The 16455-nt window shown below is 60.2% G+C and carries 15 protein-coding genes; 9 read left to right on the plus strand and 6 right to left on the minus strand.

Features of this window, described 5'->3' with window-relative positions; genetic code table 11:
* Window positions 1-71: 71 nt before the first annotated feature.
* From ACM6IV_RS16380 to ACM6IV_RS16395, 4 genes are all read left to right on the plus strand, one after another.
* Entirely contained in the window at window positions 72-1517 is a 1446-nt protein-coding gene (locus ACM6IV_RS16380; protein WP_414870788.1) for an aldehyde dehydrogenase family protein, read from the plus strand.
* A gap of 99 nt (window positions 1518-1616) precedes the next feature.
* The gene (locus ACM6IV_RS16385) at window positions 1617-2981 is read left to right on the plus strand and encodes an MFS transporter (protein WP_414870789.1); all 1365 of its coding nucleotides are present in this window, start codon (window positions 1617-1619) and stop codon (window positions 2979-2981) included.
* Between the two features lie 11 nt (window positions 2982-2992).
* Window positions 2993-4546 carry a galactarate dehydratase gene (gene garD, locus ACM6IV_RS16390; RefSeq protein ID WP_414870790.1) on the plus strand — a complete coding sequence of 518 codons (1554 nt, stop codon included), beginning with the start codon at window positions 2993-2995 and terminating at the stop codon, window positions 4544-4546.
* Window positions 4547-4960: 414 nt separating this feature from the next.
* Window positions 4961-5902, plus strand: coding sequence for an AEC family transporter (locus ACM6IV_RS16395; RefSeq protein ID WP_414870791.1), 942 nt, complete (start codon window positions 4961-4963; stop codon window positions 5900-5902).
* Between the two features lie 108 nt (window positions 5903-6010).
* Here the strand turns inward: ACM6IV_RS16395 and ACM6IV_RS16400 are convergent, their stop codons facing one another.
* The 6 genes from ACM6IV_RS16400 to gatC form a co-directional block, all read right to left on the minus strand.
* The gene (locus tag ACM6IV_RS16400; RefSeq protein ID WP_414870792.1) at window positions 6011-6391 is read right to left on the minus strand and encodes a carboxymuconolactone decarboxylase family protein; all 381 of its coding nucleotides are present in this window, start codon (window positions 6389-6391) and stop codon (window positions 6011-6013) included.
* Entirely contained in the window at window positions 6388-7449 is a 1062-nt protein-coding gene (locus ACM6IV_RS16405; protein WP_414870793.1) for a calcium/sodium antiporter, read from the minus strand. The genes ACM6IV_RS16400 and ACM6IV_RS16405 overlap by 4 nt, the downstream gene beginning before the upstream one ends.
* Window positions 7450-7495: 46 nt before the next feature.
* Entirely contained in the window at window positions 7496-7870 is a 375-nt protein-coding gene (locus ACM6IV_RS16410; protein WP_414870794.1) for a septal ring lytic transglycosylase RlpA family protein, read from the minus strand.
* A 149-nt stretch (window positions 7871-8019) separates the two neighbouring features.
* Window positions 8020-9465, minus strand: a complete 1446-nt coding sequence (gene gatB, locus ACM6IV_RS16415; protein WP_414870795.1) for an Asp-tRNA(Asn)/Glu-tRNA(Gln) amidotransferase subunit GatB — start codon at window positions 9463-9465, stop codon at window positions 8020-8022.
* Between the two features lie 10 nt (window positions 9466-9475).
* Window positions 9476-10927, minus strand: coding sequence for an Asp-tRNA(Asn)/Glu-tRNA(Gln) amidotransferase subunit GatA (gene gatA, locus ACM6IV_RS16420; protein WP_414870796.1), 1452 nt, complete (start codon window positions 10925-10927; stop codon window positions 9476-9478).
* 16 nt (window positions 10928-10943) lie between these two features.
* Window positions 10944-11231, minus strand: a complete 288-nt coding sequence (gene gatC, locus ACM6IV_RS16425) for an Asp-tRNA(Asn)/Glu-tRNA(Gln) amidotransferase subunit GatC (protein ID WP_007901429.1) — start codon at window positions 11229-11231, stop codon at window positions 10944-10946.
* A gap of 211 nt (window positions 11232-11442) precedes the next feature.
* Between gatC and mreB the strand changes: the two genes are divergently transcribed.
* The 5 genes from mreB (at window position 11443) to rng (ending at window position 16384) form a co-directional block, all read left to right on the plus strand.
* Entirely contained in the window at window positions 11443-12480 is a 1038-nt protein-coding gene (gene mreB, locus ACM6IV_RS16430; protein ID WP_002555108.1) for a rod shape-determining protein MreB, read from the plus strand.
* A gap of 141 nt (window positions 12481-12621) precedes the next feature.
* Window positions 12622-13743, plus strand: coding sequence for a rod shape-determining protein MreC (gene mreC / locus ACM6IV_RS16435; protein ID WP_414871257.1), 1122 nt, complete (start codon window positions 12622-12624; stop codon window positions 13741-13743).
* Window positions 13743-14234 carry a rod shape-determining protein MreD gene (mreD, locus tag ACM6IV_RS16440; protein ID WP_250607603.1) on the plus strand — a complete coding sequence of 164 codons (492 nt, stop codon included), beginning with the start codon at window positions 13743-13745 and terminating at the stop codon, window positions 14232-14234. Before mreC ends, mreD begins: the two co-directional genes overlap by 1 nt.
* Window positions 14235-14271: 37 nt before the next feature.
* Window positions 14272-14868, plus strand: a complete 597-nt coding sequence (locus ACM6IV_RS16445; RefSeq protein WP_414870797.1) for a Maf family protein — start codon at window positions 14272-14274, stop codon at window positions 14866-14868.
* A gap of 58 nt (window positions 14869-14926) precedes the next feature.
* Entirely contained in the window at window positions 14927-16384 is a 1458-nt protein-coding gene (gene rng, locus ACM6IV_RS16450) for a ribonuclease G (RefSeq protein WP_007915369.1), read from the plus strand.
* Window positions 16385-16455: the final 71 nt, after the last annotated feature.

A 16455-nucleotide genomic window follows, 5' to 3' on the forward strand; every position in this document is an offset into this window, starting at 1 on the left:
CGATGAAAGCGAGGCCGCTGAGCAATCAGCGGCTTTTTGCGTGAAGGCTTTGAGATGTGAGGGCTGCCCCTGTGACAACTGCAAAACGCTACGACAACTACATCAACGGTGAATGGGTCGCCGGCGCCGACTACTCGGCCAACATCAACCCGTCGGAACTGGGCGACAACATCGGCGATTACGCCAAGGCTGACCTGACTCAGGTTCACGCCGCCATCGACGCCGCCCGCGCGGCCTTTCCGGCGTACTCGACTTCGGGCATTCAGGCTCGCCACGATTCGCTGGATAAAGTCGGAACGGAAATCCTCGCCCGCCGTGAAGAACTCGGCACCCTGCTGGCCCGAGAGGAGGGCAAGACTCTGCCGGAAGCAATCGGCGAAGTGACCCGCGCCGGCAACATCTTCAAATTTTTCGCCGGTGAGTGCCTGCGCCTGTCCGGCGACTACGTGCCATCGGTGCGCCCGGGCGTCAATGTTGAGGTGACCCGAGAAGCGCTGGGTGTGGTCGGTCTGATCACCCCGTGGAACTTCCCGATCGCGATCCCGGCGTGGAAAATCGCCCCGGCCCTGGCCTACGGCAACTGCGTAGTACTGAAACCCGCCGACCTGGTTCCGGGTTGCGCCTGGGCCCTGGCGGAAATCATCTCCCGCGCAGGCTTCCCGGCCGGCGTGTTCAACCTGGTGATGGGCAGCGGTCGCGTGGTTGGCGATGCCTTGGTGCAGAGCCCGAAAGTTGATGGCATCAGCTTTACCGGTTCGGTGGGCGTAGGTCGTCAGATCGCGGTCAACTGCGTGGCGCGTCAGGCCAAAGTACAACTGGAAATGGGCGGCAAGAACCCGCAGATCATTCTCGACGACGCCGACCTCAAGCAAGCGGTCGAACTGTCGGTGCAGAGCGCGTTCTACTCCACCGGCCAGCGTTGCACCGCCTCCAGCCGCTTGATCGTCACTGCCGGCATTCACGACAAGTTCGTCGAAGCCATGGCCGAGCGCATGAAGTCGATCAAGGTCGGCCACGCGCTGAAATCCGGTACCGATATTGGTCCGGTGGTTTCGCAAGCGCAGCTGGAACAGGACATGAAGTACATCGACATCGGCCAGTCTGAAGGTGCGCGTCTGGTCAGCGGCGGTGGTCTGGTGACCTGCGACACCGAAGGTTACTTCCTGGCGCCAACCCTGTTTGCTGACAGTGAAGCGTCGATGCGCATCAGCCGCGAAGAGATCTTCGGCCCGGTGGCCAACATTGTTCGCGTGGCCGATTACGACGCGGCGCTGGCAATGGCCAACGACACCGAGTTCGGTTTGTCGGCCGGTATCGCCACCACGTCGCTGAAGTACGCCAATCACTTCAAGCGTCATTCCCAGGCCGGGATGGTGATGGTCAACCTGCCGACCGCCGGCGTGGATTACCACGTTCCGTTCGGTGGGCGTAAAGGTTCATCCTATGGCTCCCGCGAGCAGGGCCGCTATGCGCAAGAGTTCTACACGGTCGTAAAAACTGCCTACATCGGATCGTAACCCGCTGCACCCGCGCCGGGCCTTCGCCTGAGGCCCAGCGCGGCACAAGACCAAAGAATGTTTTACCCGCATAAAAATAATCAGTGGGAGTACATCTACATGCAATCGTCCAAGCCGACTCACGTCCGCTATTTGATCCTGCTCATGCTGTTTCTGGTGACCACGATCAACTACGCCGACCGCGCCACGATCGCCATTGCCGGCTCCAGCCTGCAAAAAGATCTGGGCATTGACGCGGTCACCCTCGGCTACATCTTCTCCGCATTCGGTTGGGCCTACGTGGCCGGGCAAATTCCCGGCGGCTGGCTGCTCGATCGCTTCGGCTCGAAAAAAGTCTATGCCCTGAGCATTTTTACCTGGTCGCTGTTCACCGTGCTGCAAGGCTTTGTCGGTGAGTTCGGCATGTCCACCGCCATTGTTGCGCTGTTCATGCTGCGCTTCCTCGTTGGCCTGGCTGAAGCGCCTTCGTTCCCCGGCAATGCGCGCATCGTTGCGGCGTGGTTCCCGACCGCTGAACGCGGCACCGCTTCGGCGATCTTCAACTCGGCGCAGTACTTTGCCACCGTGTTGTTCGCACCGCTGATGGGCTGGATCGTGTATCGCTTCGGCTGGGAACACGTGTTCATCGTCATGGGTATCCTTGGCATCATCTTCTCGCTGGTCTGGCTGAAGGTTATCCACAGCCCGCGCCAACACCCGATGGCCAACGAAGCGGAGGTCAAGTTCATCGCCGACAACGGCGGCATGGTCGACATGGACGTCAAGCAAGGCAAAAAGGCTGACGGTCCGAAGTGGGACTACATCCGTCAGTTGCTGACCAACCGCATGATGCTCGGCGTGTATCTGGGCCAATACTGCATCAACGGCATCACTTATTTCTTCCTGACCTGGTTCCCGGTGTACCTGGTGCAAGAGCGTGGCATGACCATTCTCAAGGCCGGTTTCATCGCCTCGTTGCCGGCCATCTGCGGCTTCATCGGCGGCGTGCTCGGCGGGGTGATTTCCGATTACCTGCTGCGCAAGGGCCACTCGCTGACCTTCGCCCGTAAAGCACCGATCATTGCCGGCCTGCTGGTGTCGAGCAGCATCGTTGCCTGCAACTACGTCGATGTGGAATGGATGGTGGTGGGCTTTATGGCTTTGGCGTTCTTCGGCAAAGGCGTTGGCGCATTGGGCTGGGCGGTGGTCTCCGACACCTCGCCGAAACAGATCGCCGGTCTGAGCGGTGGCCTGTTCAATACCTTCGGCAACATCGCTTCGATTACCACGCCGATCGTGATTGGCTACATCATCAGCTCCACCGGTTCGTTCAAATGGGCGCTGGTGTTCGTCGGTGCCAACGCCCTGGTGGCGGTGTTCAGCTATCTGGTCATCGTTGGCCCGATCAAACGCGTGGTACTCAAAGAGCCGCCAACCAAGGGCGGTAACGAAGCCACCGGCAATTTGTCTCAAGCGCATTCCTGAGGAGCGGCGTCATGCAGTTGATTGAACATTCCGACTCGCCGCGCCACATCCGCCTGCACGAGCGGGACAATGTGGTGGTCGTGGTCAACGACCAGGGCGCACCGGCCGGCACTGAGTTCGCCGATGGCCTGGTGACGCTGGAATTTGTGCCGCAGAGCCACAAAGTCACCCTCGAAGACATACCTGAGGGCGGCCCGGTGATTCGCTACGGTCAGGTGATCGGCTACGCGTTGCAGCCGATCCGCCGCGGCAGTTGGGTCAAGGAAGATCAACTGCGCATGCCGACCGCGCCGCCGCTGGACAGCTTGCCGCTGTCCACCGACGTGCCGGACCCGCAGACACCCCTGGAAGGCTTCACCTTTGAGGGTTATCGCAACGCCGACGGTACCGTGGGCACGCGCAATATTCTCGGCATCACCACCACGGTGCAATGCGTCACTGGCGTGCTCGATCATGCGGTGAAACGCATCAAGGAAGAACTGCTGCCGAAATACCCGCACGTCGATGACGTGGTCGCGCTGACTCACAGCTACGGCTGCGGCGTGGCGATCACGGCCACCGATGCCTACATCCCGATTCGTACCGTGCGCAATCTGGCACGTAACCCGAATCTCGGTGGTGAGGCGCTGGTGATCAGTCTGGGCTGCGAAAAGTTGCAGGCCGGGCAGGTGATGCACGAGGACGATGCGTCGGTGGATCTCAGCGATCCGTGGCTGTATCGCTTGCAGGATTCCAGTCACGGTTTCACCGAGATGATCGAGCAGATCATGGCGCTGGCTGAGGTCCGTTTGAAGAAACTCGACCAACGCCGCCGGGAAACCGTGCCGGCGTCCGAGTTGATTCTCGGCATGCAATGCGGCGGCAGCGATGCGTTTTCAGGGATCACCGCCAACCCGGCGCTGGGTTATGCCTCGGACTTGCTGCTGCGTGCCGGGGCGACGGTGATGTTTTCCGAAGTCACCGAAGTGCGCGATGCGATTTACCTGCTGACTTCACGCGCCGAAAGCAAAACCGTGGCTGAAGAGCTGGTGCGCGAGATGGACTGGTACGACCGTTACCTGGCCAAGGGCGAAGCGGATCGCAGCGCCAACACGACGCCGGGCAACAAGAAGGGCGGGTTGTCGAATATCGTCGAGAAGTCGCTGGGTTCGATCGTCAAATCCGGCAGCAGCGCGATCAATGGCGTGCTCGGCCCGGGCGAGCGGTTCAAGCAGAAGGGTTTGATTTTCTGTGCGACGCCGGCGAGTGATTTTGTTTGCGGGACGTTGCAACTGGCGGCGGGGATGAACCTGCATGTGTTCACCACCGGGCGGGGTACGCCGTATGGTTTGGCGATGGCGCCAGTGGTGAAGGTCTCGACGCGTACGGAATTGGCGCAGCGCTGGCCGGATCTGATCGATATCGACGCCGGGCGAATTGCTACCGGGCGGGCGACGATCGAGGAATTGGGTTGGGAGTTGTTTCACTTCTATCTGGATGTTGCCAGCGGCAAACAGCAGACGTGGGCGGAGAAGCACAAGCTGCATAACGACATTACGTTGTTCAATCCAGCGCCGATTACTTGATGTGTGATCGGCTCGGCCCTCACCCCAGCCCTCTCCCGGGGGGAGAGGGCTGGGGTGAGGGCCGACCGAGTTGTCTTGCGCAATACATCGACCTGAAATACCGAGTTGATTATGGACTCGACAAGCAGTTGTGGATTCAGCGATGTCATTTCAGGACGATGGATTTCTGCAAGATCCCCCGATCGGTCCCCTCTCCCTCCGGGAGAGGGCTAGGGTGAGGGGCTGATCAAGTTGTCTGGCGCTATACATCGACCTGAAATACCGAATTGATTATGGATTCAACGAAGTCATTTCAGGTCGATGGATTTCTGCAAGATCCCCCGATCGGTCCCCTCTCCCTTCGGGAGAGGGTTAGGGTGAGGGGCTTTTGCTTTATCATTGCCCCCTGACTACGCTCACCCAAGGCTCCCCGGCATGCTGGCAATTTTCCTCGAAACCCTGAATATCACCGCGCCGGTGTTTGCCATGCTGTTCCTCGGGGTGCTGCTCAAGCGCATCGACTGGATCAACGACAACTTCATCCACACAGCTTCGTCGCTGGTGTTCAACGTCACCATGCCGGCGCTGCTGTTCCTCGGCATTCTGCACGCCGACCTGCACGCCGCATTGCAACCCTCCCTGCTGATCTACTTTTCCCTCGCCACGCTGGTGAGCTTTGCCCTGGCCTGGGGCTGGGCGATTTTCAAGTGCCCGCGCGAAGATCGCGGCATCTATACCCAAGGCGCGTTTCGCGGCAACAACGGCGTGATCGGTCTGGCACTGGCGGCGAGCATGTACGGCGATTACGGGATTTCCCTCGGGGCGATTCTCGCGGCGCTGGTGATCCTGTTCTACAACACGCTGTCGACCATCGTGCTGGCGGTGTACAGCCCGGTGATCAAGTCCGATCCATGGAGCATCTGCAAAAGCGTGTTCAGCAATCCGCTGATCATCAGTGTGATTGCGGCGGCGCCGTTTGCTTACTTCAAGATCGGTTTGCCGGGTTGGCTGGAGACTTCCGGCCAGTATCTGGCGCAAACCACGTTGCCACTGGCGCTGATCTGCATTGGCGGCACGTTGTCGCTGGCGGCGTTGCGCAAGAGCGGCAGCATGGCGTTGAGTTCCAGTCTGGTGAAGATGGTCGGCCTGCCGGTGCTGGCGACGCTGGGGGCGTGGTTGTGGGGCTTTCGCGGGGCGGAGCTGGGGATTCTGTTTCTGTACTTCGGCAGCCCGACCGCGGCGGCGAGTTTTGTCATGGCCCGGGCGGCGCAGGGCAATCATGAGCTGGCGGCGGCGATTATCGTGATGACGACGTTGATGGCGGCGGTGACCACCAATATCGGGATTTTTGTTTTGCAGTGGGGTGGGTGGATCTAGCCTAGATCTTGGGTTGCTCTCCCGGGCCTCTTCGCGAGCAAGCTCGCTCCCACATTTGAAATGCAATCCAATGTGGGAGCGAGCTTGCTCGCGAAGGCGTCAGTTCAATCACTCAGGTTTCTGATACATATCGATCACTTCCTGCGCCGCGCGAAACGCATCGATCGCCGCCGGCACGCCGGCGTAAACCGCGCAATGCAGCAGCGCCTCACGAATCTCATCCACCGTGCAACCGTTGTTCAGTGCACCGCGCACATGGCCTTTCAACTCTTGCGGGCACTTCAGCGCTGTCAGCGCAGCGAGGGTGATCAGACTGCGGGTTTTCAGCGGCAGACCTTCACGATTCCACACGCCACCCCAGGCATGTTCATTGACGAAATCCTGCAACGGCTGGGTGAACTCGGTGGCATTGCCCAAGGCGCGATCAACAAACGCATCGCCCATCACCTGGCGGCGGACTTCAACCCCGGACTTCTGCGATTCGGTCATGGCATATCCCTCTTGTGGTGTTGGCGGCGCCAGGCGCGGATCGACGTGAACAGCAAAAACGTCAACAGCGTCGGCAAAACATAAAACAGCATCAGCCGCTCCAGCTTGCCGGCCAGCGGCATGCCGGTGGTGAACGACACCACATGCAGCCCGTACGCCAGGTACAAACCGAGCAATAGCAAACCTTCGGCGCGAGTGACGCGGTAGCCGGAATAGAACACTGGCAGGCACAGCGCGGCGACGCCGAGCATCACCGGCAGGTCGAAATCCAGTGCGTTCGGCGACACCGAGAGTGGCGTCGGCGCAATCAGTGCGGTGAGGCCGAGTACACCGAGCAAGTTGAACAGGTTGGCGCCGATCACGTTACCGACGGCGATATCGCGTTGCCCGCGTAATGCCGCGATCAGCGAAGTCGCCAGTTCCGGCAGCGAGGTGCCCACGGCCACCACGGTCAGGCCGATCACTCGCTCGGAGAATCCAAGATCGGTGGCCACCACGACGGCGGCGCCCAGCAGCAGATGCCCGGCAAATACCAGCATCGCCAGACCGATCGCGATCATCAGCAGGCTACCGGGCCACGAGGCTTGTGCCGTTTCAGGTTGTGCCGAATGCGGTCGCGCCGAGTGCCGCGACTGGCGCAACAGCAAACCGAGATACAACGCCAGCGTGGCCAACAGCAGGATGCCGTCGAAGCGACCGATTTCTTCGTTCCACGCCAACACGAATACCAGCAGGCTGGCACCGATCATCAGCGGAATATCCAGGCGCACCAGTTGCCGAGAGACGCGCAGCGGAATGATCAGCGCGGAAAGGCCGAGGGTGACGAGGATGTTGAAGATGCTGCTGCCGACCACACTGCCGACCGCAATGTCCGGGTTATGCGCCAGCGCCGCTTGCAGGCTGACGGCCATCTGCGGCGCGCTGCTGCCGAGGGCAACGATGGTCAGGCCGATGATCAGCGGGCGCACATGCAGGCGCGCCGCCAGACGCACCGCCGCGCGCACCATCAGTTCGGCGCCGAAAATCAGCAGGCACAGCCCGGCGAGCAGTTCGATCACGCTGATCAGCGGTAAATCGGTCAGTCCGAAAATGGTTGGTGCTCCATCAGTCGTCGAGGGCCTGCACGCGCACCCGTGCAGTGCCGCTGCGCAGCATGCCAAGTTGTTCGGCGGCCTCGCGGGACACGTCGATCAGGCGCCCGCGGGTATGCGGGCCGCGGTCGTTGATACGGACCACGACGGATTCATCGTTTTTCAGGTTAGTGACCTTCACCCGCGTGCCGAAAGGTAATTGGCGGTGGGCGGCGGTCAGGGAGTTCTGGTTGAACGGCTCGCCACTGGCGGTACGTTTACCGTGGTGCCTGGCACCGTAATAAGAAGCGACGCCGGTCTGGTCGTAACCGTGCGGGTCGATGATGTCGTTGCTGGCGCAACCGGCCAGTAAGGAGAGCAGGGCGCAGGCGCCGAGCAGACGTTTCATTCGAAAGCTCCCAGATAACAATGTGGGAGCGAGCCTGCTCGCGAAGAGGCCGTCACATTCAGCATGTATGTTGAATGTCATGACGCCTTCGCGAGCAAGCCCGCTCCCACAGGGGATAGAGCCAGGCTTTGGATCTGGCTCAATTGCGGTCAGCCTTCGAGCTTGCTTTTCAGCAGTTCGTTCACTTGCTGCGGGTTGGCTTTGCCTTTGGATGCTTTCATCGCCTGGCCAACAAAGAAGCCGAACATCTTGCCGCGCTTGGCTTCATCCGCCGCACGGTATTGTTCAACCTGCTCGGCGTTGGCTGCGAGCATTTCGTCCAGTACTGCCGAGATCGCGCCGCTGTCGGTGACTTGTTTCAGGCCGCGTTTTTCGATGATCTCGTCCGCGCTGCCTTCGCCGTTGGCCATCGCTTCGAACACCACTTTGGCGATCTTGCCGGAGATGGTGTTGTCCTTGATGCGCTGCAGCATGCCGCCCAGTTGCTCGGCGGAAACCGGCGATTCGTCGATGTCCAGGCCTTGCTTGTTGAGCAGGCTGCCCAACTCGACCATCACCCAGTTCGCCGCCAGTTTGGCGTCGCCGCCGATGGCCGCAACCTTCTCGAAGTAGTCCGCTTGCTCACGGCTGGTGGCCAGCACGTTGGCGTCGTACGCCGACAGACCGAACTGGCTCTGGAAGCGCTCGCGTTTCTGCGGTGGCAGTTCCGGCAGGGTGGCACGCACCTCGCCGAGGAACGATTCTTCGATGACCACCGGCAACAGATCCGGATCGGGGAAGTAACGGTAGTCGTTGGCTTCCTCTTTCGAACGCATCGGACGGGTTTCGTCCTTGTTCGGATCGTACAGGCGGGTCTGCTGGATCACTTTGCCGCCGTCCTCGATCAGCTCGATCTGCCGCTGGATCTCGGTGTTGATCGCCTTCTCGATGAAGCGGAATGAGTTGACGTTCTTGATCTCGCAGCGCGTACCGAACTCAACCTGACCTTTCGGACGTACCGAGACGTTGCAGTCGCAACGCAGCGAGCCTTCGGCCATGTTGCCGTCGCAAATGCCCAGGTAACGCACGAGTGCGTGGATCGCCTTGACGTAAGCCACGGCTTCCTTGGCGCTGCGCATGTCCGGCTCGGACACGATTTCCAGCAGCGGCGTGCCGGCACGGTTCAGGTCGATGCCGGTGGCACCGTTGAATTCTTCGTGCAGGCTCTTGCCGGCGTCTTCTTCCAGGTGCGCGCGGGTGATGCCGACACGTTTGACGGTGCCGTCTTCCAGGGCGATGTCCAGGTGGCCCTTGCCGACGATCGGCAATTCCATCTGGCTGATCTGGTAGCCCTTCGGCAGGTCCGGGTAGAAGTAGTTCTTACGGGCGAACACGTTGTGCTGACCGATCTCGGCGTCAATCGCCAGACCGAACATTACCGCCATCCGCACCGCTTCCTGGTTCAGCACTGGCAACACGCCAGGCATGCCCAGGTCGATCAGGCTGGCCTGAGTATTCGGCTCGGAGCCGAATGTGGTGGAACTACCGGAAAAGATTTTCGACCGGGTGGTGAGCTGAGTGTGAATCTCCAGCCCGATCACGACTTCCCATTGCATGTGTGTCTCCTCAGAAGCCGGTTGGGGTGCGGGTGTGCCAGTCAGTGTTGAGCTGGTACTGATGGGCAACGTTCAACAGGCGACCTTCCTGGAAATACGGCGCGAGCAACTGCACGCCCACCGGCAGACCGTCGACAAAACCGGCCGGCATCGACAGGCCCGGCAGGCCGGCGAGGTTGGCGGTGATGGTGTAGACGTCTTCCAGATAGGCAGCGACCGGGTCGCTGTTCTTCGCGCCGAGCTTCCAGGCCGGGTTCGGCGTGGTCGGGCCGAGGATGATGTCGACTTCATTGAAGGCAGCCATGAAGTCGTTCTTCACCAGGCGACGGATCTTCTGCGCTTTCAGGTAGTACGCGTCGTAGTAACCGGCGGACAGCGCATAGGCACCGACCATGATCCGGCGCTGCACTTCTGCGCCGAAGCCTTCGCCACGGGAGCGCTTGTACAGATCGATCAGGTTTTCCGGGTTCTCGCAGCGATGGCCGAAACGCACGCCGTCGAAACGCGACAGGTTCGAGGAAGCCTCTGCCGGCGCGATCACGTAATACGCCGGAATTGCGTGCTGCATGTTCGGCAGGCTGATTTCCTTGATCACGGCACCGAGCTTCTGCAGCTCATTGATGCTGTTCTGGATCAGTTCGGCGATGCGCGGGTCGAGACCGGCGCTGAAGTATTCCTTCGGCACGCCGATGCGCAGGCCTTGCAGCGAATCGCCGAGGCTGGCGGAGTAATCCGGCACTGGCTCATCGATGCTGGTGGAGTCGTTCTGATCGAAGCCGGCCATACCTTGCAACAAAATCGCGCAGTCTTCGGCCGTGCGTGCCAGAGGGCCGCCCTGATCGAGGCTGGAGGCATAAGCGATCATGCCCCAGCGCGACACGCGACCGTAGGTCGGTTTCAGACCGGTGAGGTTGGTGAACGCCGCTGGCTGGCGGATCGAACCACCGGTGTCAGTGGCGGTGGCCGCTGGCAACAGACGCGCAGCAACTGCTGCCGCCGAACCGCCGGACGAACCGCCCGGTACGTGTTCCAGGTTCCACGGGTTTTTCACCGCGCCGTACCAGCTCGACTCGTTGGCCGAACCCATGGCGAATTCGTCCATGTTGGTCTTGCCCAGGGTCACGGCGCCGGCAGCGGCCAGTTTCGCGACGACAGTGGCGTCGTACGGGGCTTTGAAGTTGTCGAGCATCTTCGAGCCGCAGCTGGTGCGAATGCCCTGGGTGCAGAACAAATCCTTGTGAGCGATCGGCGCACCGAGCAGGGCGCCGCTCTCACCGTTGGCACGGCGGGCATCGGCGGCTTTCGCCTGCTCAAGGGCCAGCGCTTCGGTGAGGCTGATGAAACTGTTGAGCTGCGGATCGAGCTGGGTGATACGCGCCAGCAGGACTTTGGTCAGCTCTTCGGAAGAAAACTTTTTATCGGCGAGACCGCGGGCGATCTCGGCCAGAGTCATTTGATGCATTGCAGGCTCTTTCCCTTTAGTCGATGACTTTCGGAACCAGATACAGGCCGTTTTCGACCGCTGGTGCGATGGACTGGTAGGCCTCGCGGTGATTGGTCTCGGTCACAACGTCGGCGCGCAGGCGCTGACTGGCTTCCAGCGGGTGGGCCAGAGGCTCGATTCCGTCGGTATTAACAGCCTGCATTTCGTCGACCAGACCGAGAATGCTGTTGAGGGCGGAAGTAATGTGTGGAAGATCGGCATCATTGAGGCCAAGGCAGGCCAGATGAGCGATTTTTTCCACGTCGGAGCGTTCTAGCGCCATCGGGATTCTCCTGTGGAAAACAGAACGGACGGCGTCCGTGTGTTAGATTGTCGGAACACTACCGCACTTCTACGGTCATAAGGCCGCGATTGTGGGGCTTGGTGCACAGAAAAGCGGCCAATTTAACATATTGGCGCCTTGCCCAAAATCCCTGTCGTTGTTAGAGTTTGCCGCACTTTTTTACCCACGCGTTGCCTAGGGTCCCTTTCCCATGTTCAAGAAACTGCGTGGCATGTTTTCCAGCGATCTTTCCATTGACCTGGGCACTGCCAACACCCTTATTTACGTGCGCGAGCGCGGTATCGTCCTGAATGAGCCATCGGTTGTGGCCATTCGGACACACGGTAACCAGAAAAGTGTCGTCGCTGTCGGCACCGAGGCCAAGCGCATGCTCGGCCGTACGCCGGGCAACATTGCTGCCATTCGTCCGATGAAAGACGGCGTGATCGCCGACTTCAGCGTCTGCGAAAAGATGCTGCAATACTTTATCAACAAGGTTCACGAAAACAGCTTTCTGCAGCCCAGCCCTCGTGTGCTGATCTGCGTTCCATGCAAATCCACCCAGGTTGAGCGTCGCGCCATCCGTGAATCGGCCCTCGGTGCCGGTGCCCGTGAAGTGTTCCTGATCGAAGAGCCGATGGCGGCTGCGATCGGTGCCGGTCTGCCGGTCGAAGAAGCGCGCGGTTCGATGGTCGTGGATATCGGTGGTGGTACCACTGAAATCGCGCTGATCTCCCTGAACGGTGTTGTCTATGCCGAATCCGTGCGCGTTGGCGGCGACCGCTTCGACGAAGCGATCATCACTTACGTGCGTCGCAACTACGGCAGCCTGATCGGTGAATCCACCGCTGAGCGCATCAAACAGGAAATCGGTACGGCCTACCCGGGTGGCGAAGTTCGCGAAGTCGACGTTCGCGGTCGCAACCTGGCCGAAGGCGTTCCACGCGCGTTCACCCTGAACTCCAACGAAGTGCTGGAAGCTCTGCAAGAGTCCCTGGCAACCATCGTTCAGGCTGTGAAAAGTGCTCTGGAGCAATCGCCGCCGGAACTGGCTTCCGACATCGCCGAGCGTGGCCTGGTGCTGACCGGTGGTGGCGCGCTGCTGCGTGATCTCGACAAGTTGCTGGCCCAGGAAACCGGTCTGCCGGTGATCGTTGCCGAAGATCCGCTGACCTGTGTTGCTCGCGGCGGTGGCCGTGCATTGGAAATGATGGATAAGCACACCATGGACCTGCTCTCGAGCGAATAAGTCGCCGAGTGCAATACGTGGGTGAGCGCGCAGGCAGCACTTTGCAGTGCTGCCTGTTGGCGTTTATCTTCTGTCAGTCTTCATCCAGGCCGGTTTGATGCCGTATGAATAAACAGAACATTTGCCTGGGAGGAGCGGCTTATTAAACCGCTTTTCGCCAAGGGCCCTTCGTTGGGCGTGCGCCTGTTGGTACTGGCCGTGCTGTCGATCGCGCTGATGGTGGTCGATGCCCGCTTCGACCTGCTCAAGCCTGCGCGCAAACAAGCGTCGCTGGTGCTTATGGATGCCTACTGGATCACTGACCTGCCTGGACGGCTATGGGAAGGGATTGCCAGCCAGTTCGGCAGCCGCACCGAGCTTGTCGCCGAAAACGAAAAACTCAAGACCGAAAACCTGCTGCTGCAGGGCCGCATGCAAAAGCTTGCTGCCCTCACCGAGCAGAACGTTCGCCTGCGCGAGTTGCTCAATTCCTCTGCACTGGTCAATGAAAAGGTCGAAGTGGCCGAGTTGATCGGCATGGACCCCAACCCTTTCACCCATCGCATCATCATCAATAAAGGTGAGCGTGACGGTGTGGTGCTCGGTCAACCGGTGCTCGATGCACGTGGCTTGATGGGCCAGGTGGTTGAGTTGATGCCTTACACCTCGCGTGTATTGTTGCTTACTGACAGCACACACAGCATTCCCGTGCAGGTCAATCGCAACGGGCTGCGGGCCATTGCCAGCGGCACCGGCAACCCTGAGCGTCTGGAATTGCGCCACGTCGCCGATACGGCGGATATCAAGGAAGGCGATCTGCTGGTCAGTTCCGGCCTTGGCCAGCGATTCCCTGCAGGCTATCCGGTCGCGACCGTGAAGGAAGTGATCCACGATTCCGGTCAGCCGTTTGCCATCGTCCGCGCTGTGCCGACCGCCGCGCTGAATCGCAGCCGTTATATGTTGCTGGTGTTCAGCGACAGTCGCACCGCCGAAGAGCGAGCGAACGATGCGGCGCAAGCCCAGGAAAATCTTGACGCCTTTGGCGGCGGCCCGATTATTCCGGCCACGGTGCCGAAAACCGTGACCCCGCCTGCTGCTGCGCCTGCGACGCCTGTCGCACCTGCCCCTGCCGCTAGCGTCACACCGGCCAAACCCGCGCCAGCGGCTGCCAAGCCACCGGCAACGACACCGGCGGCCAGCAAACCGCCAGCCGCTCAGCCTGCTGCACGACCTGCGAGCAAACCGCCCGTCAATGCACCGGCGACCACCGGGAGACAAGAATAATGGTCGGGGCTACCGCATCGCGTAACGGCTGGATTGTCTGGCTGACGTTTGTTGTCGGCATACTCCTGAGCGTGTCGCCCTTACCGATTTTCATGGAAATCCTGCGGCCGCTATGGCTGGCCTTGCTCCTGACATTCTGGGCGTTGTATATGCCGCACACGGTGGGCATGGTCACGGCGTTTTGCCTGGGTCTGGCCGAAGACGTGCTGCAGGGCGATCTGCTCGGTCAGAACGCGCTGATCCTGACCCTGATTACCTTCCTCGTGCTGTCATTGCAGCAACGCCTGCGGATGTTCCCGATGTGGCAACAATGCCTGGTGATTCTGGTGATTTTCGGCCTCGCGCAACTGGTGCAGTTGTGGCTCAGTGCCTTGACCGGTAATCGTCAACCCACCCTGGCGCTGGTGCTGCCTGCGCTGGTCAGTGCCTTGCTCTGGCCTTGGGTCAGCTTTGCCCTACGCGGATTGCGCCGACGCTACAGAATCAACTGAGCCGGTGAAGCAGGGCACTGAACAGGGAGATGTTTTGATGAAGCCGCTTTACCTCGCCTCCGGATCGCCGCGTCGACGTGAACTGCTCACGCAGATCGGCGTCCCGTTCACCGCCATCAGCGCGGATATCGACGAAACCCCATTACCTGAAGAATCGCCCTCAGCCTATGTCGAACGGCTGGCGCGCGGCAAAGCCGAGGCCGGTCGCCGTACAGTCGTGTCCGTCCAGCCATTCTGCGTGCTGGGTGCCGACACCGCAGTAGTGCTGGACGGCAAAATTCTTGGCAAACCGGTGGACGAAGCCGATGCATGCGCCATGCTGAGGATGTTGTCCGGCAAGGAGCATGAAGTGCTCACCGCCATTGCCGTGTTCGAAGGCGAGCGTTGCGATTCGCGGGTGGTGCGCAGTCGGGTGCGGTTCCGCCCGATCAGCATCGAAGAAACTGCCGCTTATTGGGCCAGCGGTGAGCCACGGGACAAGGCCGGTGGTTATGGCATTCAGGGGCTCGGCGCGGTGTTTGTCGCGAGCCTCAATGGCAGTTATTCGGCAGTGGTCGGGCTGCCTGTTTGCGAAACCGCAGAACTGTTAGGCCATTTCGGCATACCCTGTTGGCAAAACCTGAACGCGCCATAAGCGTCGTACCCATCCAGATGCGGCCATTATCGTGAACACGCCTGAACGAGATCCAGCCATGAGTGAAGAGATTCTGATCAACATCACGCCGATGGAGTCGCGCGTGGCGGTGGTCGAAAACGGTGTGCTGCAAGAAGTCCACGTTGAGCGCACGCAAAAACGCGGGATCGTCGGCAACATCTATAAAGGCAAGATCGTCCGGGTGCTGCCAGGCATGCAGGCTGCATTCGTCGACATCGGTCTGGATCGCGCGGCATTCATTCATGCTGCGGAAATCTCCCTGCGCGAAGGCCCGGCGGTGGAAAGCATCAGCGCGCTGGTGCATGAAGGTCAAAGCCTGGTGGTGCAAGTCACCAAGGACCCGATCGGCTCCAAAGGCGCGCGCTTGACCACACAGCTGTCGATTCCGTCGCGCTATCTGGTGTACATGCCGCGCACTGCCCACGTCGGCATTTCCCTGAAAATCGAAGACGAGGCAGAACGCGAGCGCCTCAAGCAGGTGGTCAGCGATTGCGTGGCCAAGGAAGGGATCAAAGAGGCGGGCGGTTTCATTCTGCGCACAGCCGCCGAAGGCGCTGGCGCCGATGAAATCCTCATGGACATTCGTTACCTGCGACGGCTGTGGGACCAGATCAACGAACAGATCAAAACCATCGCCGCGCCGAGCGTGATTTACGAAGATCTCGGTCTGGCGTTGCGTACCTTGCGTGATCTGGTTAACCCGAAAATCGAGAAAATTCGTATCGATTCCCGGGAAACCTTCCAGAAAACCACGCAGTTCGTCGCTGAACTGATGCCGGAAATCGCCGATCGTCTGGAACATTACCCGGGCGAGCGGCCCATTTTCGACCTCTATGGCGTCGAAGACGAAATCCAGAAAGCCCTCGAACGCAAGGTGCCGCTGAAATCCGGTGGCTATCTGGTGGTGGATCCGGCGGAAGCCATGACCACCATTGATGTGAACACCGGGGCTTTCGTCGGTCACCGCAACCTCGAAGAAACCATCTTCAAGACCAATCTCGAAGCAGCCACCGCGATTGCCCGGCAAATGCGCCTGCGCAATCTGGGCGGGATCATCATCATCGACTTCATCGACATGGAGGATGAAGAGCATCAGCGTCAGGTCCTGCGCACCCTGGAAAAACAGCTGGAGCGTGACCACGCCAAGACCAACATCATCGGCATCACCGAGTTGGGCCTGGTGCAAATGACCCGTAAGCGTACCCGGGAAAGTCTCGAGCAGGTCCTGTGCGAACCGTGCAGCAGTTGTCAGGGGCGCGGCAAACTCAAGACTGCGGAAACCATCTGTTACGAGATCTTCCGCGAGATCCTCCGTGAAGCCCGGGCCTATCAGGCCGAGGGTTATCGGGTGCTGGCGAACCAGAAAGTGGTCGACCGTTTGCTCGACGAAGAATCCGGTAACGTCGCTGAGCTTGAAGGGTTTATCGGTCGCACCATACGCTTCCAGGTGGAAACCATGTATTCCCAGGAACAATATGACGTGGTGTTGCTCTGATCCCCTGCGTCACTTTTTTTCCACCGCGGCTGGCCTCAGCTTTTCGCAGTATTTTTGCCATGGGAGCCAAC

This window comes from Pseudomonas sp. IT-347P (assembly GCF_949768005.1).
Classification (GTDB): Bacteria; Pseudomonadota; Gammaproteobacteria; order Pseudomonadales; family Pseudomonadaceae; genus Aquipseudomonas.

Coding starts and splice junctions, on each gene's coding strand:
- ACM6IV_RS16385 (WP_414870789.1), top strand. CDS start 1,617: ATGCAATCGTCCAAGCCGACTCACGTCCGCTATTTGATCCTGCTCATG.
- garD (WP_414870790.1), top strand. CDS start 2,993: ATGCAGTTGATTGAACATTCCGACTCGCCGCGCCACATCCGCCTGCAC.
- ACM6IV_RS16395 (WP_414870791.1), top strand. CDS start 4,961: ATGCTGGCAATTTTCCTCGAAACCCTGAATATCACCGCGCCGGTGTTT.
- ACM6IV_RS16400 (WP_414870792.1), bottom strand. CDS start 6,391: ATGACCGAATCGCAGAAGTCCGGGGTTGAAGTCCGCCGCCAGGTGATG.
- ACM6IV_RS16410 (WP_414870794.1), bottom strand. CDS start 7,870: ATGAAACGTCTGCTCGGCGCCTGCGCCCTGCTCTCCTTACTGGCCGGT.
- gatB (WP_414870795.1), bottom strand. CDS start 9,465: ATGCAATGGGAAGTCGTGATCGGGCTGGAGATTCACACTCAGCTCACC.
- gatA (WP_414870796.1), bottom strand. CDS start 10,927: ATGCATCAAATGACTCTGGCCGAGATCGCCCGCGGTCTCGCCGATAAA.
- gatC (WP_007901429.1), bottom strand. CDS start 11,231: ATGGCGCTAGAACGCTCCGACGTGGAAAAAATCGCTCATCTGGCCTGC.
- mreB (WP_002555108.1), top strand. CDS start 11,443: ATGTTCAAGAAACTGCGTGGCATGTTTTCCAGCGATCTTTCCATTGAC.
- mreD (WP_250607603.1), top strand. CDS start 13,743: ATGGTCGGGGCTACCGCATCGCGTAACGGCTGGATTGTCTGGCTGACG.
- ACM6IV_RS16445 (WP_414870797.1), top strand. CDS start 14,272: ATGAAGCCGCTTTACCTCGCCTCCGGATCGCCGCGTCGACGTGAACTG.
- rng (WP_007915369.1), top strand. CDS start 14,927: ATGAGTGAAGAGATTCTGATCAACATCACGCCGATGGAGTCGCGCGTG.